Source organism: Halobaculum sp. EA56, assembly GCF_051195075.1.
GTDB lineage: Archaea > Halobacteriota > Halobacteria > Halobacteriales > Haloferacaceae > Halobaculum.
The window spans coordinates 76,449-95,990 of the sequence record NZ_JBNTJX010000008.1 but is presented as its reverse complement, the minus strand read 5'-3'; the positions used below and the strand labels follow the sequence as shown (position 1 = coordinate 95,990).

The window sequence follows — 19,542 nt, the reverse complement described above, 5'->3', positions numbered from 1 at the left end:
CCGGTCAGTCCTCCGTGCCGGCCACGCGCAACACCCCGGTTCCGTCGAGGGTGAACCGGTACCCGGCGTAGGCGAACGTCGCCTCCGCTCCGGTGTCCGGGGTGCAGATCCCGTCGAGCGCGGTCGGGTCGAGCGAGTAATGGAGGGCCGGAAGCGTCTCGGGGGCGGCGTCGCGGAGCGCCGCGACGGCCAGCGGGACGAGCAGGCTCGGCGGCAGCGCGGTCGGGTCGAACTCCGCCCGGTAGGCGCCCGTCTCCGGGTCGTACCGGAGGACGGTGTCGCCGTCGACCGGCAGGTCGGTCGGGTCCGACCGTTCCCCGTCCGGCTCCCGATCGGTCATCCGGAGACGCGAGTCGAGTCGCCGGCGGCGGCGAGTTCCCCCGCCAGGCACTCGATCCGCCTGAGCGACTCGACCGTCCCGGGACCGAACCCCTCGAACCGGACCGTTCCGGCGTCGGGGTCGTAGTCGACCACGCCGCTGTCCGCCAGTTTCGGGAGGTGAACGTGCGCCAGCGCGATCGACACCTGCTCGACGACAGCGGGGCCGACGGAGCCGTCCGTGGGGGCGGCCTCTGTGCTCCCCTCGCCCCCACGGGCGGCCTCCATCGACGCGACGGCGGCGGCGAGCCGTTCGACCTCGAGGTCGCCGATCCCGTTCCTGCTCCGGAGGTACCGGAGGACCGCCCGCCGCCGTCGGTGTCCCAACAGCGCGAACACGTCGTCGGTCGTCTCTCCGCGTGCTGTCGTCACACCCGGTTCGAGGGTACCCGCCGAAAAAGTGGTTCTGACGGACCCGTCGAAAGGGTCAGTGACGGCGTCGGAGCACGTCACGGACCGCGTCCGTCAGCGCCGTGACGACCCGTTCCCCGTCGCGGTCGCGGACGACGAGGTCGTCCTCGGCCAGCCGGCTCAGGTGGTGACAGACCGTGCTCGGCGCGCGGTCGAGCCGCTCCGCCAGTTCGCTCACGGTGGTCGGCTCGTTGTGCCACACGGAGTGCAGCACGGTCCGGCTCGCGCCGTCGGCGAGCGCGGCGTCCAGCGTCCGGCTCCGTTCCCCGCCCGTCGCGGGGAACAGCCGCTTCTTGCCGCGGATCTTCTCCGTCTCGATCACGTCCTCGCGTTCGAGGACGCGGCCGTGGTACCGGACGGTCGACACCGGCTCGTCGACGGCCTCGGCGAGGCCGGCGAGGTGAATGCCGGGCGTCTCCGCGACCGTCTCGTGCATCCGACGGCGCGTCTCGTGGTCGAGCGGGTCGGAGCTGTCGCCCCCGAACCGGCTGTATCCCGCGACGGGGAGCACCACGTGCGGCGCGTCCGTGGCCGCCGCCGTGGCCTGCGTCCCGAGCGCCCGCACGTCGACCGTCCCGTCGTCGACGAGGCGTTCGACCGCCCCGACGCCGTCGGTCGCGCCGCCGGCGTCGACGCCGACGGCTCCGGCTCCCGGAACGGGTCCCGTGGGGACCGCGGTCGCCGGACCCGCGGCGACGAGGCCGACGGCGACGAGCACGAGCACGAGCGTCTCTCGTGGCCGCGTTGGTCGGGTCATGGTTCGTTCCCGGACGGAGCGTCCCGTCCGATCGGGACGCCGCCCGGAAGGGGGGTATCGGACGATGTGAGAAAAGCGACCGTGCCGAACGGCTTCCGATCGGTTACCGGTTGGTTTCCGTTCGCACGGTCGGCCCCCGACGGCGGACTTATGCGCCGCGGGGACCCACGCCCGGCCGTGTCGTCGGTCACGCTCACCTACGAGGACGGGACGGTCCGGGTCGACGCCGCGGCCGACGCCGACGTCGACGCGGCGGCCCTCCCGGGCGTGGAGTCCGACCCCCGCACGGGCACCCTCCGGGCGCCGGCCCACCGCTACCGCGAGGTGCGCGAGGCCCTCCGGGACCGCGGCCGCGACGTGACCGACAGCGTGCTCGACCTCGCGGACCTCCCGCCGCTCTCCTCGGGCTACGTCCTCCGCGACTACCAGCGCGAGGCGCTGGACGCCTGGGAGGGGAACGGCCGCCGCGGCGTGCTCGAACTCCCGACGGGCAGCGGCAAGACCGTGATCGCGCTGGCGGCCGTCGCCGCGGCCGGAACCCCGACGCTCGTCGTCGTCCCCACGGTGGACCTCCTGGAGCAGTGGCACCGCGAGCTCTCGTCGACGTTCGACGTCCCGGTCGGCCGCCTGGGCGGCGGCGAGCAGACGGTCGAGGCGCTCACCGTCTCGACGTACGACTCGGCGTACCTCCGCGCCGACGACCTCGGCGACCGCTTCGGCCTCCTCGTGTTCGACGAGGTCCACCACCTCGGCGGCGAGGGGTACCGGGACGTCGCCCGGCTGTTCGCCGCGCCCGCCCGGCTCGGTCTCACCGCGACGTTCGAGCGGCCCGACGGCGCCCACGAGGCGGTCGCCGACCTCGTCGGGCCGGTCGTGTACGACCTCGACCCCGACGACCTCGCGGGCGAGCACCTCGCGGACTACGAGGTCCGCCGGGTCGAGGTCGAGTTGACCGACGAGGAGCGCGAGCGCTACGAGGAGGCGCAGGGAACGTTCCTCGAGTACGTGCGCGAGGCGGGGATCACCTTCCGGTCGGGTTCCGACTACCGGGAACTGGTGAAGCGCTCGGGGACCGACCCCCGGGCGCGGGAGGCGCTCCTCGCGAAACAGCGCGCCCGCGAGGTGATGATGAACGCCGACGCGAAGCTCGCGGAGCTGGCGCGGATCCTCGACCGCCACCGCGGCGAGCGCGTCATCGTCTTCACCGCCCACACGGACCTCGTGTATCGGATATCCGAGCGGTTCCTGATCCCCGCGATCACCGCCGAGACGGGTGCGAGCGAGCGCCGGGAGGTCCTCTCGCGGTTCCGCGAGGGTTCGTACTCGCGGGTCGTCGCCGCGAACGTCCTCGACGAGGGCGTCGACGTGCCCGAGGCGAGCGTCGGCATCATCCTCTCCGGCTCCGGGTCCGAACGGGAGTTCACCCAGCGCCTGGGTCGGATCCTCCGCCCCGGCGCCGGCGGCGCCGGGACCGCCGTGCTGTACGAGCTCGTGACGAACGAGACGGCCGAGGAGCGGGTCGCGCGGCGACGGCGGTAGGCGACGGCCGGCGACCCGGCGACGACTGACGACGAGCGGAAGCGGGACCGTCGGCTCAGTCGATCTCGACGCGCATCGACCCGCCCCGGCTGAACTCCTCGTACGACAGCGAGGTGGCGAGCGTCACCTTGACGCGGTCGCCGGCGGCGACGCTCACGTCCTCGGAGACGGTCTCCTCCTCGCTCCCGTCCTCGCCGTTCACCCTCGCCCTGACGACGACCGTGCCGGAGCGCTCCTCGCTGCTCCGGTTCTCGACGGTGACGCGCACGAGCAGGTTCCCCTCCTCGCCCTCCACGTCGGCGAAGTCGACGACGACGAGCCCCTCGTCGCCCGTCGCCGTCGCCTCCGGCGAGCGCGGCGGCGTCCGCGGCCCCGACGGCGACGCCGGGGACGTACAGCCGGCGACGCCGACGGCGCCGGCCGGGACCGAAAGGCGGGCGAGCGACCCGAGGAACCCACGTCGGTTCACGTCCACCCGATTTCGGGGATCCGGTATGAGCCTTGTCCATCCACGCCGGCGGCGGAGAGGGTCCACCGCCCGACCACACCGTCGCCGCTTTACCGTCCGCCGGCGTAGCCGCCCCCGAACGGCCGTGCTCAGGAAGGACCTCCTCCGGGTGAGCCGCCGCGGCGGCTACCGCCCGCAGTTCGTCGCGGGCGATCCCGACGCCCGCCGGCTCGCCGCCCGCCTCATCGGCGTCCACCAGGGACACGTCGGCGAGCGGCGCGCCGCGCTCGACGACGCCGTGACGGACCTGGAGCGGGAGGCCGACGACTACAAGCTTGTCCGGGGGCTCGCGTCGCTTTTGGAGCGTGAGGCCGCGTTCGAGACGCGCGCGCCGGTCCCGCCCGAGCGCGCCCGCCGCGTCGCCTTCGAGAGCGCCGAGGCGGTCGGCGTGGCCGGCGACGCCGAGCGCGAGGCGGCGCTCGCGCGGGCGGCCGACCGCCTCGGCGTGGGCCCCGCCGACATCGAGGCGTCGCTGTACGCCGACCGCGACGCGAACCGGGTGCTCGCCGGGTTCGACCCGCGGTGGGACCCCGAGGAGCTGCTCGTGCAGTACGACCTCTCGCTCGCCCAGACGGCCCTCTTCGACGCCACCGAGGTGCGCGTGCGCTCGACGGACCCGAAGGCGCTCGTCTCCGCGGCCAAGCGCCTCGGCCTGCTGTACGATATCAGGGTGCGCGAGGACGAGGGACCCACGGATCGCGAGGTGGTACTCACAGGCCCGGACGCCCTCTTCCGCCGGACGCGACGGTACGGCACCGCCTTCGCCCGCCTCCTGCGAACCGTCGCCGCCACCGCCGGCGAGTGGACGCTGGAGGCGGACATCGACGACCGCGGCCGCGAGTACCTGCTCGAACTCTCCGACGGCGACGTGTCGGTCCCGGGGGTCGAGCCGCTCGCGGAGCCCGCCTTCGACTCCGGCGTCGAGGCGGACTTCGCCGCCCGCTTCCGCGCGCTCGACCTCGACTGGGACCTCACCCGCGAGCCGGAGCCGCTGCGCGTCGGCTCGCGCGTGATGATCCCGGACTTCGCCTTCGAGTACCGCCACGCCGACTTCCGCGTGTTCTTCGAGGTAATGGGGTTCTGGACGCCGGAGTACGTCGAGAAGAAGCTCGGACAGCTGGCCGACGTGGAGGACGTCGAACTGGTCGTCGCCGTCGACGAGAGCCTCGGCGTCGGCGAGGAGGTGGCCGCCCGCGACCACCGCGTCGTCACCTACTCGGGCACCGTCCGCGTGAAGGAGGTGGTCGACGTGCTCCGCGAGTACGAGGCAGACCTGGCGGCCGAGGTGACCGCCGGCCTCCCGGCGGAACTCGTCCCCGACGCGGACGTGGTCGCCGTCGAGGACCTCGCCGCCGAGCACGGCGTCCCGACCGACGCCCTCGACGACGTGGCGTTCCCGGAGCACGAGCGCCTCGGCGGAACGTTCGTCCGACCCGAGGTGCTGGCCGCCGTCGGCGACGACATCGAGGCCGGGATGGCCTACGGCGACGCGGAGGACGCGCTCGCGGACGCGGGCCTCACGGACGCGAGCGCGGCGCTGTCGGCGCTCGGCTACCGCGTCGAGTGGGAGGGGCTCGGCGGCGGGACGGTCCGCGAGAAGGGGTAGCCGGGGGTCGGCTACCGCCCGTCCGCGTCCGGTTCCGCTCCCGTCTCCCCCTCAGCCTCGGCCCCGTCACCGTCCCCGCCCCCGGTCGCGCGTTCCCCGCCGCCGTCGCCGCCCGGCGCGGGCGAGGCGTCGGTGGCGTGGGAGGCGCCGTCCGCGACGAGCGACTCCCCCTCGGCGGCGCGGAGCCGTTCGCCCGCCCGGTACAGTTCGTAGCCGAGCAGCGCCATGCCGAGGACGGTCGCCGGCGGGACCAGCAGGACGACGCCGAGGACAAGCCGCCACCGCGGGACGTACGCGATCCGCGCCTCGACCTCCTCGATCACGTTTCGATCGCTCATCGCCGATCGATCCCGCCCCGGCGTCGAAAGCGTTCCGGGCGCGCTCACTCCCCGAGATCCGGCAGGTCCTCCCGGTACCCCTTCGGGATCACCGACCGGAGTTCGCCGTGGAGGTACAGTCCCACCCCGATCGGCACGCGCTCGCCCGCGAGGCGGTGGGTCGCGATCAGGTAGCCCCAGTCGCCGTCCCACGCGGGGAGGTCCTGGTCGTGGCCCGCGGCGAAGGCCGTCGCCTGCCCCGGCGAGAGTTCGATCACGTTCCGCGTCGCGAGGTGGCCCCACTTGCGCGCCGCGGTCGTCGTCGGCTTCCAGTGCTCCTGGCGGGTGCGAAGCGCCGTCATCCCGACGCCCTCGCGCTCCTGCGGGCTCGGGAGGTCGCCGGCGAACGCCCAGATCTTGCCCTTCCCCTTCTCCCAGAAGGTGTGATCCCCGAACGTCTCCGGGGGGACGCCGAAGCGCTCGTCCCACCAGTCGAGCACCTCGGCGCGGGTCGCGCGGCCGGGGGACTCCCGCTCGTCGGCGGTCGCCGGCAGGCGGTCGAACTGGCTCCCGTCGTTGCCGGGGGCGCCGTCGCCGTCGCTCACGCGGACCACCCGTCCCGGTCCGCATGCGTTCGTCGTGAACCGGCGTCGGTCACGCCGCCACCTCCGACCCCTCGCCGCCCACGCGCAGTTTCGCGAGGAAGAACCCCCCCGTGTCGTTGTGGTGGGGGTAGATCCGCGTCGCCCGCTCGACGCTCGCGTCGAACGTCTCGCCTTCCCACTCGGTCACCCCGGGCGCCGACTCCAGCGGGCAGTCCCACCCGACGATCCGGCAGTCCTCCTCGCGGAGGACGTGATCCAGCACCGCCTCGTTCTCCTCGGGCGCGAACGTGCACGTCGAGTAGACGACCGTCCCGCCGGGCCGGGTCGCCTGCACCGCCCGCCGGAGGATGCCCTTCTGGACGCCCGCGACCTCGCGGACGTGGTCCAGCGTCCAGGTGTCGAACGCGTCGGGGTTCTTGCGGATCGTCCCCTCGCAGGAGCAGGGGGCGTCGACGAGGGTCGCGTCGAAGGCGTCGAAGCCCAGGCCGTTCAGCGAGTAGTTGCGCGCGTCCTGCCGGTCGACGACGAGGTTCGTCACGCCCAGGCGCTCGGCGTTGTGCCGCAGCGCCGAGAGCCGGCCGAGGCTGGTGTCGTTGCCGACGAGGGTCCCCTCGTCGTCCATCAGCGCCGCCAGGTGGGTGGTCTTGCTCCCGGGCGCCGCGCAGGTGTCCCACACGCGCGTCCCGGGATCGGGATCGAGCGCGAGTGCGGGGAGACACGACACCTCCTCCTGGCCGTGGACCCAGCCGTGGGCGTACGGCCACGTCGTCCCCGGCGATCGGTCGGCCATCCGGAACAGCCCGTCGTGCCAGCCGGCGCGCTCGTAGCCGGTGCCCTCCTCGTCGAACGCGCGGGCGACGCGGTCGGGGTCGGCCGCGAGCGTGTTGACGCGCACGACCGACGGGAGCGGCCGCCCGCAGGCGGCCCGGAACGCCGCCTCGTCGTCGACGAGCGGCGCGTAGCGATCGAGCGGGTGCGGGTCGCCGTCCTCGTTCATACCCTCGGATCCGCGCCGCGGCGGTTGTCCCTTTCGGACGGCGACGACCGGCGCACCGGCGTCCCGAACTGCCGGCGTACCTTTATGCCCCGGTCGGAACCACTCGGGGGTATGGGACACATCGACGTGGTCTCCGAGCGTTCGTTCGACCACCCGGTGCTCGTCGAGGGACTGCCGGGGGTCGGCCTGGTCGGGAAGATCGTCGCCGACCACCTCGTGGAGACGCTCGACATGGACCTTTACGCGACGGTCCACTGCGACGGGCTCCCCCCCGCGGCCGCCTACGCCGCCGGCGACCGCGCCGTCACGACCCCGGTGCGGCTGTACGCCGACGCGGACGCCGACCTGCTCGTCCTCCAGTCGGACGTCCCCGTCTCGCCGGAGGCCGCCGAGGAGTTCGCCGGCTGCATCGAGGGGTGGTTCCGGGAGGAGTCGGTCACGCCGCTGTACATCGCCGGCCTGCGCCGCGAGGGCGGCGCCGAGGGCCCCCCGGCGCTCGCGGCGCTGTCGGTCGCCGACGGCGACGCGCTGCTGGAGGGGCTCGACGTGGCAGCCCCCGAGTCGGCGGGGCTCGTCTCCGGCCCGACCGGCGCCCTGCTCGCGCACGCGCTGGAGACCGACCTCCCGGCGGTCGGGCTCGTCGTCGAGGTCGACCCGCAGTTCCCCGACCCCGTCGCCGCCCGGGTGGTGCTGGAGTCGGCCGTCGAGCCGATCGCCGGGGTCGACGTGAACGTCGCGAAGCTCGACGACCAGGCCGAGCGCATCCAGCGCGCGAAAGAGCAGCTCGCCTCCCAGCTCCAGCAGCAGGAGCAGGAGAACATCTCGCAGGCGCAGCGCCTCCGGATGTATCAGTAGCCGGGCGGGACATCGCGGCGGTCCCGCGGGATCGACGCCCGCCCCTGTCACCCTCGCCCCTCCGGGCTCCCGCGGGCTCCGTCGGGAACGCTTAGTGGCCGGCCGCCCAGGATCGCCCGTGCCGGCCGACACCGTCTGTCTCACGTTCGACTTCGACGCCGTCTCCCCGTGGATCCACGTGGGCGACGGGCGAAACACGCCGACGAACCGCTCGCGGGGGCTGTACGGCGCGGAGGTGGGCGCCCCGAACGTCCTCGACTTCCTCGCCGAGCGCGACCTCCCGGCGACGTGGTTCGTCCCGGGCCACACGATAGACAGCTTCCCCATGGTCTGCGAGCGCGTCGCCGACGCCCACGAGGTCGCCCACCACGGCTGGAGCCACACCCCGCCCGGGGACTACGACTCCCGCGCGGACGAGCGCGCGGATGTCGTCCGGGGCATCGAGTCCGTCGAGCGGCTCACCGGGTCGCCGCCGGCGGGGTACCGCTCGCCCTCCTGGGACTACTCCGAGCACACGGTCGACATCCTCCTGGAGCTGGGGTTCGACTACTCCTCCTCGGGGATGGCCCGCGAGTTCGCGCCGTACCGGGCTCGCCGGGACGCGGCGCCCGCGGACGGCCCCTACGAGCGCGGCGAGGCGCTCGACCTCGTCGAGGTGCCGGTGTCGTGGGCGCGCGACGACTACCCGCCGCTCGCCTTCTCCGGCGATCGGGGGTACACGCCCGAGCCCGCCGTGTTCGCCGACTGGCGCGCGCAGGTCGAGCACGCCCCCGACGACGGCGTCGCCGTCTACACGATGCACCCGCAGGTGATCGGCCGGCCGGACCGGCTCGCGAAGCTCGGGGCGTTCGTCGAGCACGCCCGGGAGGCGGGGGCGACGTTCGCGGAGGTGGGAGAGGTCGCCGCGGGGGCCGACGTGTAGGGGGTGCGGCGGGCCCGTCCGGATCCGGGTCGGCCGGGGCGACGCGAGCGTCTACTCGCCGATCAGCCCGCGGAGCCGCTCGACGTACTCCACGAACCCGGGGTCGGTCCGCTCGCGGGGGCGGTCGAGGTCGACGTCGACGACATCGCGGATCCGGCCCGGGTCGGCCGCCATGACGACCACGCGGTCCGCGAGCGTCACCGCCTCCTCGACGTCGTGGGTGACGAACAGCACCGTCTTGCGGGTCTGCTCCCACACCTCCAGCAGTTCGTCGTGGAGCATCGAGCGCGTCTGGGCGTCGACGGAGCCGAACGGCTCGTCCATCAGGAGGAGTTCGGGGTCCACCGCGAGCGCGCGCGCAAGCGCGACGCGCTGTTTCATGCCCCCGGAGAGCTGTGAGGGGTAGCTGTTGGCGAACCCCTCCAGCCCGACGAGGTCGATCATCTCGTCGACGCGGGCCTCGCGCTCGTCGTCGGTCACGTCGGCCTGCTCCAGCCCGAAGCCGACGTTGCCGCGGACGGTCCGCCAGGGGAACAGGTGGTACTCCTGGAAGACGATACCCAGGTCGCGGCTCGGCCCCTCTACCGGGTCGCCCGAGAGGTACACCTCGCCGTCGGTCGCCGGCTCCAGCCCGGCGATGATGCGGAACAGCGTCGTCTTCCCGCAGCCGGAGGGGCCGACGATGCAGACGAACTCCTCGCTCTCCACGTCGAAGGTCACGTCCGCGAGCGCCCGGACCGGGCCGTCGTCGCCGCGGAACGTCTTCGAGACGCCGTCGACGGCGACCCGGCGCGAGCGGTCGGCGACCGTCCCGCGCTCGCCGCGGGCGGTGCCGGCGGCGTCGCTCCCGACCTCCCGCTCCGACGTGGATCGGGCGTCCTCAGGTGTCTGATTGCTCATGCGCGCCACCTCAGCACACGGTCCTGGACGGCTTGAAAGGCGGTGTCGAGTACGAGGTACACCAGACTCATCACGAGGATGTACGCGATCACCACGTCGACCGCGAGGTTGGACGCGGCGGTGAGGATGCGGTTGCCGACGCCGGCGACGCCGATGGTCTCGGCGGCGATGATGAGCATCCAGCAGCGGCCCACGCCCGTTCGGATCCCGGTCAGGATCTCCGCGGACGCGGAGGGGAGCACCACCTTCCGGATCAGCCCGACGTCCGAGCGGACGCCCAGCGAGCGCGCCACGTCGAGCAGGTCGTCGGAGACGGACTGGACGCCCCCGTAGGCGGCGTAGTAGTTGATCCACAGCGCGCCGGCGGCGACGATGAACGCCGCGCCGGTGTGGTTGATGCCGAACCACGCGATGGCGAACCCGGTGAGCGCCAGCGGCGGCACCGGCCGGAGCAGTCGCACCAGCGGCGCCGCCGAGTCCTCCGCGACGCCGCTCCACCCGAGCGTCACGCCGAGACCGATCCCGAGCACCGTCCCCACGACGGTGCCCCAGAACCAGTGGCGGACGCTGCTCGCGAGCGCGCCGAACACCCGCCCGGACCGCACCTCCGTGAGGAACGTCTCCCCGGTCGCCAGCGGCCCCGGGAGGACGTACGACGGGCTGTACCGGGCGGCGACCGCCCACACGCCGACGAAGGCGGCGAGGCCGAGGAGGCCCCGGACGGCCCGGCGGCCGGTCGCGCCGCCGGCGTCGACCTCGAACTCGTCGGCCAGGTCGGTCTCCAGGTCCGCGCTCATCGGCTCAGTTCCCGCTCACGGCGTCGTACGGGCCGTAGTCGAACACCTGGTCCGTCGAGAGCTCCGCGTCGGTCTTGCCGAGGCGGTGTGCGTACTCCGCGAAGATCTCGGTGCCGGACTCGATGCTGTGAGGGTCGGAGATGAAGTTCGACAGCGGCGACTCCATCGCCTTCCGCGCGGTCTCGACCGGGAGGTTCTGCTCCCCGATGACGGCGCTGGCGTGTTCGGCGGCCGTCTCCGGGTTCTCGTTCGTGAACTCGGTCGCGCGGACGTGCTGTTCGACGAACTGCTCGGCGAAGGGTGTGTCGCGGACCCCGTCCTTCATCAGCGTCACCGCCGCGGGCTGGCCGGGCATGAACTCCCCCGCCAGCGCCAGCGGCTCGTACGGCAGCCCCTCCACCTCGACGCGGGTGGGCACCGGCTCCATGATGCTGGTGCCGTCGACCTCGCCGTTGGCGAGCCCCTGGAACACCGCGGAGGCGCCGCCGAGGCCGAGCACGTCGGCCGCCTCCCCGGGCTCCAGCCCGTGGGTGTCGATGAGCCAGTAGCGCAGGAGGATGTCCGGCACCGACCCCTCGGGGAAGGTGCCGAACTGGAAGCGCTCGCCGGTCTCCGCCTCCCACTGCGCGAAGGCGTCGGCCGGGTCGTTCCCCTCCCACATCGGGTGGAAGTCCTCGTGGGCCATGATCGCCATCGGCTCCTCGATGTTGGCGGCGACCACCTTCGCCGCGATCCCCCGGTCGATGACGATCATCGCGGGGACGATGCCGAACATCGCCACGTCGATGTCGCCGGAGGCGAACGCCTTGACGATGTCCGGGCCGCTCGGGAACTGCTGGCCCTCGACCTCGCGGTTGATCTCGTCGAAGTACCCCTCCTCCTGCATCACGAAGTACTGCATGTCGGGGTAGATCGGCATGTACGCGACCGTGACGGGGCCGTCACCGCCACCGCCGCCGCCGAGACAGCCGGCCAGCCCCGTCAGCCCCGCGGCGCCGGCGGCGCCGACGCCCCGCAGATACGACCGTCTGGACGGGCTCCTCGCGCGTCCGTCGTCGCGTCTGTCGTCGTTCATGCTCCCCCGTTCGTTCCCGGCGCCTTTCCGCCCCGCGTCGTCGGTAATACCCATCCCCGTTCGGTTGCGCCCGCCCACACCTCAATGGGCGGCTCGGGCGCGCTCCCCGTGCACAACACCGAAACCGGCGCACAGGACGCGTCATAGCTGGCGGCATAAATATCCTCTATCGGGTCGGGTGGACGCGTCCGCGTCGGCCGGCCCCGATGGGGAAACGCCTAACACCGCCGCAGCCGCCGGTTCCCACATGACGAGGTTCTCAGACCGCGTGGAGCGCATCTCCATCAGCGGGATCCGCGAGGTGTTCGAGGCCGCCGGCGAGGACGCGATCAACCTCGGGCTCGGCCAGCCCGACTTCCCGACCCCCGAGCACGCCGGGCACGCCGCCGTGGAGGCCATCGAGGCCGGCGACACCGACGGCTACACGAGCAACAAGGGGACCCGCGGGCTCCGCGAGGCCATCGCCGACCGGCACGCCGCCGACCAGGGCGTCGACGTGGCCCCCGACGACGTGATCGCGACCGCGGGCGGGAGCGAGGCGCTCCACCTCGCGATAGAGGCGCACGTCGACGCCGGCGAGGAGGTGATCATCCCCGACCCGGGGTTCGTCGCCTACGACGCCCTGACGAAGCTCGCGGGCGGCGAGCCCGTCCCGGTCCCCCTCCGCGAGGACCTCACGATCGACCCCGCCGCCGTGGAGGAGGCGATCACCCCGGACACCGCGGCGTTCGTCGTCAACAGCCCGGGCAACCCCACCGGCACGGTCTCCCCGGAGGCGGACGTGCGCGAGTTCGCCCGCATCGCCCGCGAGCACGACGTGCTGTGCATCTCCGACGAGGTGTACGCCCCCTTCGTGTTCGACGGCGAGCACCGCTCGCCGATGGAGTTCGAGCGCGAGCACGTCGTCGTCGTCGACGCCTGCTCGAAGCGGTACTCGATGACCGGCTGGCGCCTGGGCTGGGTGACCGGCGCGACCGACCGGATCGAGCGGATGCTCCGCGTCCACCAGTACGTCCAGGCGTGCGCCTCCGCCCCCGCGCAGTACGCCGCCGAGGCCGCGCTCACGGGGCCGCAGGGCGTCGTCGACGAGATGCGCGCGGCCTACGAGCGCCGGCGCGACTTGGTGCTCGAGGGCCTCGCGGACGCGGGACTGGAGTGCCCGACCCCGCAGGGCGCCTTCTACGCCATGCCGCGGGTGCCGGAGGGCTTCGTCGAGGAGTGCATCGACCGCGGGGTGATCGTCGTCCCCGGCGAGGCGTTCGGCGAGCACGGGGCCGGCCACGCGCGCATCTCCTACGCCGCCGGCGAGGCGGAACTGGAGGAGGCGATGGGGATCATCGCCGAGGCGGCCGAGGCGGTCCGCTGAGGGGGCGAGCGGCCGGCGGTCGAGCGCGACCTGCGACTCGCGGGCGTCGGCCCCGACGGCGACCGCGACCGGGTCACGACGCCGTGGAGACGACCTTGATCACGTCTCCCTCCTCCAGTTCCGTGTCCTCGCCGATCCGGCGGTCCGCCCGGGCGTCCACCGCGTGGAGGTAGCCGTCGCCGATGTCCGAGTGGACCGCGTACGCGAGGTCCCGCGGGCCGCTCCCCCGCGGGAGCAGGAACGCGTCGGGGAGGACGTTCCCCTGTCCGTCGGTCCAGTGCGTCTCGTTCTGGACGGGGAAGGCAGTGATCAGATCGAGCAGGCCGTACACCGCCTCGTTCAGCGCCGCCTGGACGCCGGTGCCGCCGAACTCGGCCATCACCTCGCGGACGCGCTCCAGCCCCGCCGCCTGCTCGTCGGTGAGGTCGCCCGTGATCCGGAAGTCCGCGTCGCCGGGGTCGTACTCGATCGCGCCGGCCTCGGCGGCCCGCCGCAGCGCGAGTTCGCCGTCGGCGGTCGCCGGGACCACCGGCTTGTCGGTCTCGCGCAGACGTTCGACGTTGCCCTCGGGGGCGATGTCGGCCTTGTTGGCGACGAGCACGATCGGCTTGGTCCGCGCGCGGACGACGGCGGCCAACTCCTCGCGGTGCTCGTCGGTCCACTGGATCGGGTCCTCCGGGTACTCCATCCCCCGGAGGACGACGGTCACGTCGTGCTCGGTCGCGCCGAACCCGGTCAGCAGGTCCGTCAGCGCCTCCTCGATGTCGAACTCCGGCGAGCGGGACTTGCGCTCGACGGACTCCCAGTTCCGGTCGAGGATGCCCGCGAGCCACGCGTCCATCTCGGCCTCGACGAAGTCCACCTCCTCGACGGGGTCGTACTCGCCGACCTCGACGGGCTCGCCCTCGGCGTTCGTGGCGCCGGCGGCGTCGACGACCTGGAGGATCACGTCGGCGTCGGTGAGCGCGTCGAGGAACTGGTTGCCCAGCCCCTTCCCCTCGTGGGCCCCCGGCACGAGCCCGGCCACGTCGAGCAGCTCGACGGGGACGTACCGCTTGCCGTCGCGGCAGTCCTCGTCGCCGCAGCGCTCCTCGCGCGACAGGCAGGGGCAGTCGGTGCGGACGTGGGTGACGCCCCGGTTCGGGTCGATGGTCGTGAACGGGTAGTTGCCCACGTCCACGTCGGCCATCGTCGCGGCCGTGTAGAAGGTGGACTTGCCCGCGTTCGGCTTGCCCGCGAGCGCGACGGAGATCATACCCGCGGATCGGCCGGGCCGCCGAAAGGCGCTTTCGGTCCGACGGACGGCGTGTCGTCGCTGTCGCCGCCGCCGTCGCTGTCGGCGCTGTCGCTGTTGCTGTCGCCGTCGTCGTCCGGGTCGTCGCCGCCGTCGCGGGCGGGCGCCGGATCGGCCGCGTTCCCGCGGCCGACGACCGCGTCGCCCCCGGCGGGTGCCGTTCGCTTAAATACGTTCGCCGGCTACGGTCGCGTATGACCGCGCTGTCGTTCGACGAGACCGGCGTCGACGTCGTCTACGAGGGGACCGAGTTCCGCCTGGAGAAGGACCTGATCGAGGAGGCGACCCGCAAGTCGTACGTGGACGTGACCGACCACGAGGTGCTCCAGATCGTCGAGGACTCGCCGTCGCTGTCGGGCGAGCCCCGGCGGATCGGCGACATCGTCTGAGGGGGCCGGGGCCGCCGGGACCGGTACGGCGAGCGATGCCGGCGCCGCTCACCCGAGCCCGCGCTGGTCGGGCTCCTCCTCCAGCGTGCTGGCGCGCTCGACGAGGTGGTCGATCAGCCGCGTCGCCGCCTCCTCCACCTCCCCGAGGTCGTCGTCGGCTTGCCCCTTCACGCGGACGCTCACTTGGTAGAGCCCGAGCTCGACCTCCGGGACCGTGTCGGCGCCCCCGGCGTCCTCCGGGCGGGCCCGGTCGGCGTCCTGCGCGTCCGGGTCGACGGCGTCGCCGGCCTCGCCGTGGTCGCTGGGGTCTGCGGTATCACTCATTGGCCGTGGGCCAGTCGCCGGGCTCAAAAGCGTGCCGGCTCCCGCGACGGCGGCCGCGGGACCCCGGACCCTCGGCCGGCCGACGCGACCCCCGGAGCGACGCTATCGGTCGTCGCCGTCCGGGCGGAGCGGACCGTCCACGGCGGCCCCCTCGGGGACCGTCTCCCGGTGGAGCCGGCGGGCGACCTCGTCCGCGAGCGACCGGAGGTTCACCGTGTCGTCGCGGTTGTACGAGACGAGCCGCTCCAGCGCCCGTTCGTCGCCGTCCTCGTACTCGTACCACAGCCGGACGGCGTCGCGGCCGGTCAGCTCCGGGCCGTCGCGGGCGATGCCCAGCTCCGTCTCGATGGGTTTGAGCCCGCCCGTCAGCCCGAGCGTCCGGCAGGGGTACATCAGGTCGAGGTGCGGCGTGTCGACCTCCAGGTCGAAGGAGGTCTCGAGGAACGGCACGTCGAAGCGCTTCCCGTTGAAGGTGACGAGGAGGTCCGCCGCCGCGAACTGCTCGCGCAGGGCGTCGGCGGTCAGGTCGCGGCCGCGGACCAGCGTCTCCGTCTCGCCGTCCCGGTGGAACGAGACCGTCGTGACCCGGTCGCGGTCGTGCGAGAGGCCCGTGGTCTCGATGTCGAAGAAGCAGGCGCCGTCGCGGAAGTCCTCGTAGAGGCGCCAGCGCTCGCCCGAGGGGAACGCCCGGTCGAAGTACGAGGCGTCGCGGTCGTCCAGGCGCTCGCTCGCCTCGTCGATGAACGACTCGATGCGCGAGGCCGTCGTCGCGCCCACGCCCGGCGCGCTGTCCCGCCGGAACTCCCCCCACTCGCGGACGCCGTGCTCCCACAGCCGGCGCTCCGTCGTCTCGCCGACCCCCTCGACCGGAATGAAGCTGTTTCTGATGCGCATGGTCTCCGTGTGGTCGGGGCGTCCCCGGTCGACGCCCCGCCGACTCATCGGTAGTGGGGGCGTACCCGGGCTAAAGGGTTCGGGTGTGACGCGCCCCGCTCCGTCCCGCTCAGGCTAGCTCTGCCCCCGCCCTGCCCCGCTCAGGCTAGCTCTGCCCCGCTCTGGCTGGCTCCGTCCCGCGACCGGGCCGGACCGCGGGTCGCGGGTTCGATATCGCGACAGCCGGTGTACGCGGTCCCCCGGGACCGACCGACCGGGGCGGCGGCCGTCCCGTCGCGGCAGGGTTAACGGCACCTCGCCCGTGGATCCGGCCATGTGCGGACGCTACTCGCTCACCCTCGGGGCGGCCGACCTCGCCGAGCGCTTCGACGCCGCGCCGCCCGACGGGTGGGAGCCGCGGTACAACTGCGCGCCCGGGCAGGACCTCCCCGTGCTCGCGGACGACGCGCCCGACGAGTTCCGACGGATGACGTGGGGGTACACCCCGCCGTGGGCCGACGAGTCGTTCGACCTGATCAACGCCCGGGTCGAGACCGTCGACGAGAAGCGCACCTTCGCGGAGGCCTTCGAGTCGCGGCGCTGTCTCGTCCCCGCGGACGGCTTCTACGAGTGGAGCGACCACGTCGGCGAGAAGCGCCCCTACCGCGTCGCCTTCGAGGACGACCGCGCCTTCGCGATGGCCGGCGTCCACGCCGTCTGGGAGCCCCCGACGCCGGGCCGTCAGGCCGGCCTCGGCGAGTGGGGCGGGGGGAGTGCCGACGGCGACGGCGACGCGGCCGACGAGCGCGTCGAGGCGTTCGCCGTCCTCACGACCGAGCCGAACGACCGCGTGGCCGACCTCCATCACCGCATGGCGGTCGTGCTCCCCCGCGAGCGCGAGCGCGACTGGCTCGCCGGCGACCTCGGGAAGGCCGACCTGCTGGAGCCGTACCCCGGCGACGACCTCCGCTGGTACCCCGTCTCGACGCGGGTGAACTCGCCCGCGAACGACGACCCCTCGCTGGTCGACCCGGTCGACTCGGACGGCGACGCCGACGCCGGCGCGTGAGGGCGCCGGCCGACCGCCGGGGGCGTCCCCCGGATACTTTGCCGGTCCCCGACGAGAGGTCCGTATGACGCGCCGGAGTCGCGTTCGGTTCGACCTCGCGGACGCCGCCCAGCAGGCCGTCGGGGCGGTGGTCCTCGCGGGCGGCCTGCTGATCCCGGGCGACGTCTGGGTCGTCGCCGCGGGGATGACCCTCGCGCACGCCGTGACCGCCGTCACGCTGGGCCTCGGGCTCACCTACGTCGCGCTGTACACCGCCGTCGAGCGCCGCGACCCGGACGTCGAGCGCTCGGTCGCCGGGCTGCCGGTCCGCTTCCTCTCGACGGTCGCCGTCGCGCTGGCCGTCTCCGTCGCGCTCGTGGGGCTGTACGGCCTGCCGCTGGAGGGCGACCGCTCGACGGTCGAGGCGGTCAAGGCGGTGCTCGTCGCGACGTTCTTCACCTCGCTCGTGGCGGCTGTCGCCGACGCCGCGCTGGAGTGAAGGCCCCGCCCGGTTCGTCCCTCGACCCCGAGACCCGACGGCATGGCCGTCCTTCGGGGTGTTCTGTCTCCCCAACCCTCGGCCGTTCACGGGATCCACAACCTCGGAGGATGGCTTTGATGTGTGCCTTCTGTTCGCCCAGATATGCTGTGAAAGGGGAGCAGTCATGCGGTTCTTATTTCACATCAGTCAGAAAACTTTTCTGAATGACATACTTCGTGGCTGTCTACTAATCACCAGACGCAAGCCCATCCATCCACAGAAAGCGTGAAAATAAGCCACACATCAGATCCCACCCTCCGAAACTGTGGGGATCGGTCGGGATACAATTCGATATAGCGAAATACAATATATACGACGCCGGCCAGTCCGGGTAGCATCGATAAATCTGTTTGAAGTTTCAACACCGGGGCCGGGTAGTCTGTGGTTTCCGGAGCGGCGTCCGCCCCTCTCCCCGGGACACGCGGAACACGGTCCGGCGGCGGCTCACTCCAGCAGCGAGTAGATGTGCCGCTCGTACGTCTCGCGGACGTTGTCGCCCCAGTTGTGGGTGTAGGTGTCGATGATGTCGTCGGCGACGTCGCCGCGGAGGTACTTCACGACCCCGCGGTCGCCGGTTCGGTCCCGGAGGTGGGTGGTGAAGAAGTGTCGGAAGTAGTGGGGCGTGACGTTCTCGGTCGCGCCGGCGCCGCGTTCGTACCAGCCGGCGTCCGCGGCGTGCTCGCGGACGACCCGCCCGACCTGTTCGGGGGTGAGGCGCTCGCCCCACCCGCTCCCGGTGCCCACGAACAGCGGCTCGGCGGGCGAGACGGCGTCCGGCCGCACGGCCAGCCACCGCGCCAGCGTCCCGGCGAGCTCGTCGTCGACGGGCACCACGGTCCCGCGTTTCCGCTTGTTCGAGGCGGTGCGCTCCTCCCCGTTGTACCGCTCGCCGACGGCGGGCTCGCTGGCGACGTACAGCGAGTCGGGTCGCCCGTCCAGCAGCGCTCGCCCGCCGAGGTCGTAGTCCCCGAGGTCGACCGAGAGCCGCAGGTCCCGCAGGTCTAGGTTGCACAGCTCGCCCACACGCATTCCCGTCTTCAGCAGCGTGACGACGAGCGCGCGCTCCAGCGGGTGGGCGATCCCGGCGACGAACGACCGCATCCGCGGCACGGATATCTCCCGCCGGGCGGGGTCGGCGTCGATGCGCTCGTCGAGCTCCTCCATCACGAGCGCCATCGGGTTGGCGTCGAAGGCGCCCACCTGCGTCATGTACGCGAAGAAGCGGTGGAGGTACGCCGCGTACGTCGCCGTCGTCGACTCCGCGAGGTCCGGGTCGCGACGGAGGGCGTGCACGAACGCCATGCAGTCGCGGTGTGAGGCCTCCCCGGGCGCGCTGGCGCCGCCGGCCGGCCCGCGTTCCCCGTCGGCGAGGAACGCCTCGAAGCGCCGGAGGACGCGCCCGTACTCCGCGCGGGTCCGGTCGCTCTTGCCGTGCAGCTCCATGTCCCGCAGGAAGTACCCGACCGGGTCGTCGTCGACGCCGTCGTCGGCCCCCTCGGCCGCGCTCATCTCGCCGCCCTCATCGCTCCACCAGCGTGTACCCGCCGTCGCGGCCGCTGTAGCGGACCCGGCCGCGCGACTGGAGGTCGCCCATCGCCTCGTCGACGCGCGCCTCGACGTCGCCGGCGACCGCCTCGACGAGTTCCTCGAACGACATGACCTCCCCGTCCGCGAGGGCGTCGAGGAGGCGGTCTTCGAGGCCGCCACCCCCGGGGTCTACGGGCGGAGAACCGCCCTCCACGGTTCCGGAACTCCCTGCCGGTTCCGGGGAGCCGGCGTCGCTCGCATCGTCGGCGCCCTCCGGCGGGCCGAACTCCTCGGCGATCCCGAGGTCGCGGCGGCCGGCCTGGACCATCGTCCGGAGGAACTCCGACTGCGACATGTCCAGGCGCTCGGCGTCGGCGACCCACGCCTCCTTCTGGTAGGCCGGCACCCGCGCGGTCACGGCGACCCGCTCGGTGTCGGCGTCCGCCTCGCTCATATCCGCCCCTCCGCCGCGTGGTACATCAATCTGGTGCACTCCCGTGTCCTAAAGACATA

The 19,542-nt window shown here is 73.0% G+C and carries 23 protein-coding genes; 8 read left to right on the top strand and 15 right to left on the bottom strand.

All coding sequences use genetic code 11. The features are described from left to right. Window positions 1–4: 4 nt before the first annotated feature. The 3 genes from ACQUQ1_RS14235 to ACQUQ1_RS14225 are packed head-to-tail and all read right to left on the bottom strand — an operon-like array spanning window position 5 to window position 1,546. Window positions 5–340, bottom strand: coding sequence for a HalOD1 output domain-containing protein (locus ACQUQ1_RS14235; RefSeq protein ID WP_435064967.1), 336 nt, complete (start codon window positions 338–340; stop codon window positions 5–7). Next, window positions 337–750: a DUF7344 domain-containing protein gene (locus ACQUQ1_RS14230; protein WP_435064966.1), complete on the bottom strand. Its 414-nt coding sequence runs from the start codon at window positions 748–750 to the stop codon at window positions 337–339. The genes ACQUQ1_RS14235 and ACQUQ1_RS14230 overlap by 4 nt, the downstream gene beginning before the upstream one ends. 55 nt (window positions 751–805) lie before the next feature. Beyond that, a complete protein-coding gene (locus tag ACQUQ1_RS14225; protein WP_435064965.1) occupies window positions 806–1,546 on the bottom strand; it encodes a winged helix-turn-helix transcriptional regulator in 741 nt (246 codons plus the stop codon). 150 nt (window positions 1,547–1,696) lie between these two features. Between ACQUQ1_RS14225 and ACQUQ1_RS14220 the strand changes: the two genes are divergently transcribed. Continuing rightward, entirely contained in the window at window positions 1,697–3,085 is a 1,389-nt protein-coding gene (locus ACQUQ1_RS14220; RefSeq protein WP_435064964.1) for a DEAD/DEAH box helicase family protein, read from the top strand. 55 nt (window positions 3,086–3,140) lie between these two features. Here ACQUQ1_RS14220 and ACQUQ1_RS14215 read toward each other — a convergent pair whose 3' ends face one another. Beyond that, window positions 3,141–3,554 carry a hypothetical protein gene (locus tag ACQUQ1_RS14215; protein WP_435064963.1) on the bottom strand — a complete coding sequence of 138 codons (414 nt, stop codon included), beginning with the start codon at window positions 3,552–3,554 and terminating at the stop codon, window positions 3,141–3,143. A 124-nt stretch (window positions 3,555–3,678) separates the two neighbouring features. Here ACQUQ1_RS14215 and ACQUQ1_RS14210 point away from each other — a divergent pair, with 124 nt between their 5' ends. Then, complete coding sequence (locus ACQUQ1_RS14210) at window positions 3,679–5,199, top strand: DUF790 family protein (RefSeq protein ID WP_435064962.1); 1,521 nt, start codon at window positions 3,679–3,681, stop codon at window positions 5,197–5,199. Between the two features lie 11 nt (window positions 5,200–5,210). Here ACQUQ1_RS14210 and ACQUQ1_RS14205 read toward each other — a convergent pair whose 3' ends face one another. The 3 genes from ACQUQ1_RS14205 to ACQUQ1_RS14195 are packed head-to-tail and all read right to left on the bottom strand — an operon-like array spanning window position 5,211 to window position 7,118. Beyond that, complete coding sequence (locus tag ACQUQ1_RS14205; protein WP_435064961.1) at window positions 5,211–5,537, bottom strand: hypothetical protein; 327 nt, start codon at window positions 5,535–5,537, stop codon at window positions 5,211–5,213. Window positions 5,538–5,581: 44 nt separating this feature from the next. Next, window positions 5,582–6,121, bottom strand: a complete 540-nt coding sequence (locus ACQUQ1_RS14200) for a DUF7122 family protein (protein ID WP_435064960.1) — start codon at window positions 6,119–6,121, stop codon at window positions 5,582–5,584. A 49-nt stretch (window positions 6,122–6,170) separates the two neighbouring features. Beyond that, window positions 6,171–7,118 carry an RsmB/NOP family class I SAM-dependent RNA methyltransferase gene (locus ACQUQ1_RS14195; protein ID WP_435064959.1) on the bottom strand — a complete coding sequence of 316 codons (948 nt, stop codon included), beginning with the start codon at window positions 7,116–7,118 and terminating at the stop codon, window positions 6,171–6,173. Between the two features lie 111 nt (window positions 7,119–7,229). Between ACQUQ1_RS14195 and ACQUQ1_RS14190 the strand changes: the two genes are divergently transcribed. Together ACQUQ1_RS14190 and ACQUQ1_RS14185 are read left to right on the top strand one after the other, a co-directional pair. Then, a complete protein-coding gene (locus tag ACQUQ1_RS14190; RefSeq protein WP_435064958.1) occupies window positions 7,230–7,973 on the top strand; it encodes a proteasome assembly chaperone family protein in 744 nt (247 codons plus the stop codon). A 118-nt stretch (window positions 7,974–8,091) separates the two neighbouring features. Next, on the top strand, window positions 8,092–8,895 hold the full coding sequence (locus tag ACQUQ1_RS14185; protein WP_435064957.1) for a polysaccharide deacetylase family protein: 804 nt from the start codon (window positions 8,092–8,094) through the stop codon (window positions 8,893–8,895). 51 nt (window positions 8,896–8,946) lie between these two features. Here the strand turns inward: ACQUQ1_RS14185 and ACQUQ1_RS14180 are convergent, their stop codons facing one another. Genes ACQUQ1_RS14180 through ACQUQ1_RS14170 form a run of 3 tightly spaced genes read right to left on the bottom strand, consistent with a single transcriptional unit; the run spans window position 8,947 to window position 11,667 of the window. Beyond that, on the bottom strand, window positions 8,947–9,795 hold the full coding sequence (locus tag ACQUQ1_RS14180; protein ID WP_435064956.1) for an ABC transporter ATP-binding protein: 849 nt from the start codon (window positions 9,793–9,795) through the stop codon (window positions 8,947–8,949). Further along, window positions 9,792–10,592, bottom strand: coding sequence for an ABC transporter permease (locus tag ACQUQ1_RS14175; RefSeq protein WP_435064955.1), 801 nt, complete (start codon window positions 10,590–10,592; stop codon window positions 9,792–9,794). The genes ACQUQ1_RS14180 and ACQUQ1_RS14175 overlap by 4 nt, the downstream gene beginning before the upstream one ends. A gap of 4 nt (window positions 10,593–10,596) precedes the next feature. Continuing rightward, on the bottom strand, window positions 10,597–11,667 hold the full coding sequence (locus tag ACQUQ1_RS14170; protein ID WP_435064954.1) for an ABC transporter substrate-binding protein: 1,071 nt from the start codon (window positions 11,665–11,667) through the stop codon (window positions 10,597–10,599). A gap of 247 nt (window positions 11,668–11,914) precedes the next feature. Between ACQUQ1_RS14170 and ACQUQ1_RS14165 the strand changes: the two genes are divergently transcribed. Further along, window positions 11,915–13,033 (top strand): pyridoxal phosphate-dependent aminotransferase, encoded by a 1,119-nt coding sequence (locus tag ACQUQ1_RS14165; RefSeq protein WP_435064953.1) that lies wholly within the window; start codon window positions 11,915–11,917, stop codon window positions 13,031–13,033. 73 nt (window positions 13,034–13,106) lie between these two features. Here the strand turns inward: ACQUQ1_RS14165 and ACQUQ1_RS14160 are convergent, their stop codons facing one another. Then, window positions 13,107–14,288, bottom strand: coding sequence for a redox-regulated ATPase YchF (locus ACQUQ1_RS14160; RefSeq protein WP_435064952.1), 1,182 nt, complete (start codon window positions 14,286–14,288; stop codon window positions 13,107–13,109). Between the two features lie 233 nt (window positions 14,289–14,521). Between ACQUQ1_RS14160 and ACQUQ1_RS14155 the strand changes: the two genes are divergently transcribed. Continuing rightward, complete coding sequence (locus ACQUQ1_RS14155) at window positions 14,522–14,716, top strand: DUF5800 family protein (RefSeq protein ID WP_435064951.1); 195 nt, start codon at window positions 14,522–14,524, stop codon at window positions 14,714–14,716. 48 nt (window positions 14,717–14,764) lie between these two features. Here ACQUQ1_RS14155 and ACQUQ1_RS14150 read toward each other — a convergent pair whose 3' ends face one another. Both ACQUQ1_RS14150 and ACQUQ1_RS14145 read right to left on the bottom strand, forming a co-directional pair. Next, the gene (locus ACQUQ1_RS14150; RefSeq protein ID WP_435064950.1) at window positions 14,765–15,040 is read right to left on the bottom strand and encodes a hypothetical protein; all 276 of its coding nucleotides are present in this window, start codon (window positions 15,038–15,040) and stop codon (window positions 14,765–14,767) included. A gap of 102 nt (window positions 15,041–15,142) precedes the next feature. Further along, window positions 15,143–15,934, bottom strand: coding sequence for a ribonuclease H-like domain-containing protein (locus tag ACQUQ1_RS14145; RefSeq protein WP_435065040.1), 792 nt, complete (start codon window positions 15,932–15,934; stop codon window positions 15,143–15,145). Window positions 15,935–16,247: 313 nt separating this feature from the next. On the opposite strand from ACQUQ1_RS14145, the gene ACQUQ1_RS14140 reads away from it, so the two are divergent. Together ACQUQ1_RS14140 and ACQUQ1_RS14135 are read left to right on the top strand one after the other, a co-directional pair. Next, entirely contained in the window at window positions 16,248–16,982 is a 735-nt protein-coding gene (locus ACQUQ1_RS14140) for an SOS response-associated peptidase (RefSeq protein ID WP_435064949.1), read from the top strand. A gap of 64 nt (window positions 16,983–17,046) precedes the next feature. Continuing rightward, window positions 17,047–17,460 carry a DUF2391 domain-containing protein gene (locus tag ACQUQ1_RS14135; RefSeq protein ID WP_435064948.1) on the top strand — a complete coding sequence of 138 codons (414 nt, stop codon included), beginning with the start codon at window positions 17,047–17,049 and terminating at the stop codon, window positions 17,458–17,460. 486 nt (window positions 17,461–17,946) lie between these two features. Here ACQUQ1_RS14135 and ACQUQ1_RS14130 read toward each other — a convergent pair whose 3' ends face one another. Together ACQUQ1_RS14130 and ACQUQ1_RS14125 are read right to left on the bottom strand one after the other, a co-directional pair. Continuing rightward, entirely contained in the window at window positions 17,947–19,011 is a 1,065-nt protein-coding gene (locus ACQUQ1_RS14130; protein ID WP_435064947.1) for a tyrosine-type recombinase/integrase, read from the bottom strand. Window positions 19,012–19,021: 10 nt separating this feature from the next. Further along, window positions 19,022–19,483 (bottom strand): DUF5805 domain-containing protein, encoded by a 462-nt coding sequence (locus tag ACQUQ1_RS14125; protein ID WP_435064946.1) that lies wholly within the window; start codon window positions 19,481–19,483, stop codon window positions 19,022–19,024. Window positions 19,484–19,542: the final 59 nt, after the last annotated feature.

Excerpts from the sequence above, each read along its gene's own strand:
- ACQUQ1_RS14235 (WP_435064967.1), bottom strand. The coding sequence starts at position 340 with ATGACCGATCGGGAGCCGGACGGGGAACGGTCGGACCCGACCGACCTG.
- ACQUQ1_RS14225 (WP_435064965.1), bottom strand. The coding sequence starts at position 1,546 with ATGACCCGACCAACGCGGCCACGAGAGACGCTCGTGCTCGTGCTCGTC.
- ACQUQ1_RS14220 (WP_435064964.1), top strand. The coding sequence starts at position 1,697 with ATGCGCCGCGGGGACCCACGCCCGGCCGTGTCGTCGGTCACGCTCACC.
- ACQUQ1_RS14205 (WP_435064961.1), bottom strand. The coding sequence starts at position 5,537 with ATGAGCGATCGAAACGTGATCGAGGAGGTCGAGGCGCGGATCGCGTAC.
- ACQUQ1_RS14195 (WP_435064959.1), bottom strand. The coding sequence starts at position 7,118 with ATGAACGAGGACGGCGACCCGCACCCGCTCGATCGCTACGCGCCGCTC.
- ACQUQ1_RS14190 (WP_435064958.1), top strand. The coding sequence starts at position 7,230 with ATGGGACACATCGACGTGGTCTCCGAGCGTTCGTTCGACCACCCGGTG.
- ACQUQ1_RS14180 (WP_435064956.1), bottom strand. The coding sequence starts at position 9,795 with ATGAGCAATCAGACACCTGAGGACGCCCGATCCACGTCGGAGCGGGAG.
- ACQUQ1_RS14175 (WP_435064955.1), bottom strand. The coding sequence starts at position 10,592 with ATGAGCGCGGACCTGGAGACCGACCTGGCCGACGAGTTCGAGGTCGAC.
- ACQUQ1_RS14170 (WP_435064954.1), bottom strand. The coding sequence starts at position 11,667 with ATGAACGACGACAGACGCGACGACGGACGCGCGAGGAGCCCGTCCAGA.
- ACQUQ1_RS14165 (WP_435064953.1), top strand. The coding sequence starts at position 11,915 with ATGACGAGGTTCTCAGACCGCGTGGAGCGCATCTCCATCAGCGGGATC.
- ACQUQ1_RS14160 (WP_435064952.1), bottom strand. The coding sequence starts at position 14,288 with ATGATCTCCGTCGCGCTCGCGGGCAAGCCGAACGCGGGCAAGTCCACC.
- ACQUQ1_RS14155 (WP_435064951.1), top strand. The coding sequence starts at position 14,522 with ATGACCGCGCTGTCGTTCGACGAGACCGGCGTCGACGTCGTCTACGAG.
- ACQUQ1_RS14150 (WP_435064950.1), bottom strand. The coding sequence starts at position 15,040 with ATGAGTGATACCGCAGACCCCAGCGACCACGGCGAGGCCGGCGACGCC.
- ACQUQ1_RS14145 (WP_435065040.1), bottom strand. The coding sequence starts at position 15,934 with ATGCGCATCAGAAACAGCTTCATTCCGGTCGAGGGGGTCGGCGAGACG.
- ACQUQ1_RS14140 (WP_435064949.1), top strand. The coding sequence starts at position 16,248 with ATGTGCGGACGCTACTCGCTCACCCTCGGGGCGGCCGACCTCGCCGAG.
- ACQUQ1_RS14135 (WP_435064948.1), top strand. The coding sequence starts at position 17,047 with ATGACGCGCCGGAGTCGCGTTCGGTTCGACCTCGCGGACGCCGCCCAG.
- ACQUQ1_RS14130 (WP_435064947.1), bottom strand. The coding sequence starts at position 19,011 with ATGAGCGCGGCCGAGGGGGCCGACGACGGCGTCGACGACGACCCGGTC.
- ACQUQ1_RS14125 (WP_435064946.1), bottom strand. The coding sequence starts at position 19,483 with ATGAGCGAGGCGGACGCCGACACCGAGCGGGTCGCCGTGACCGCGCGG.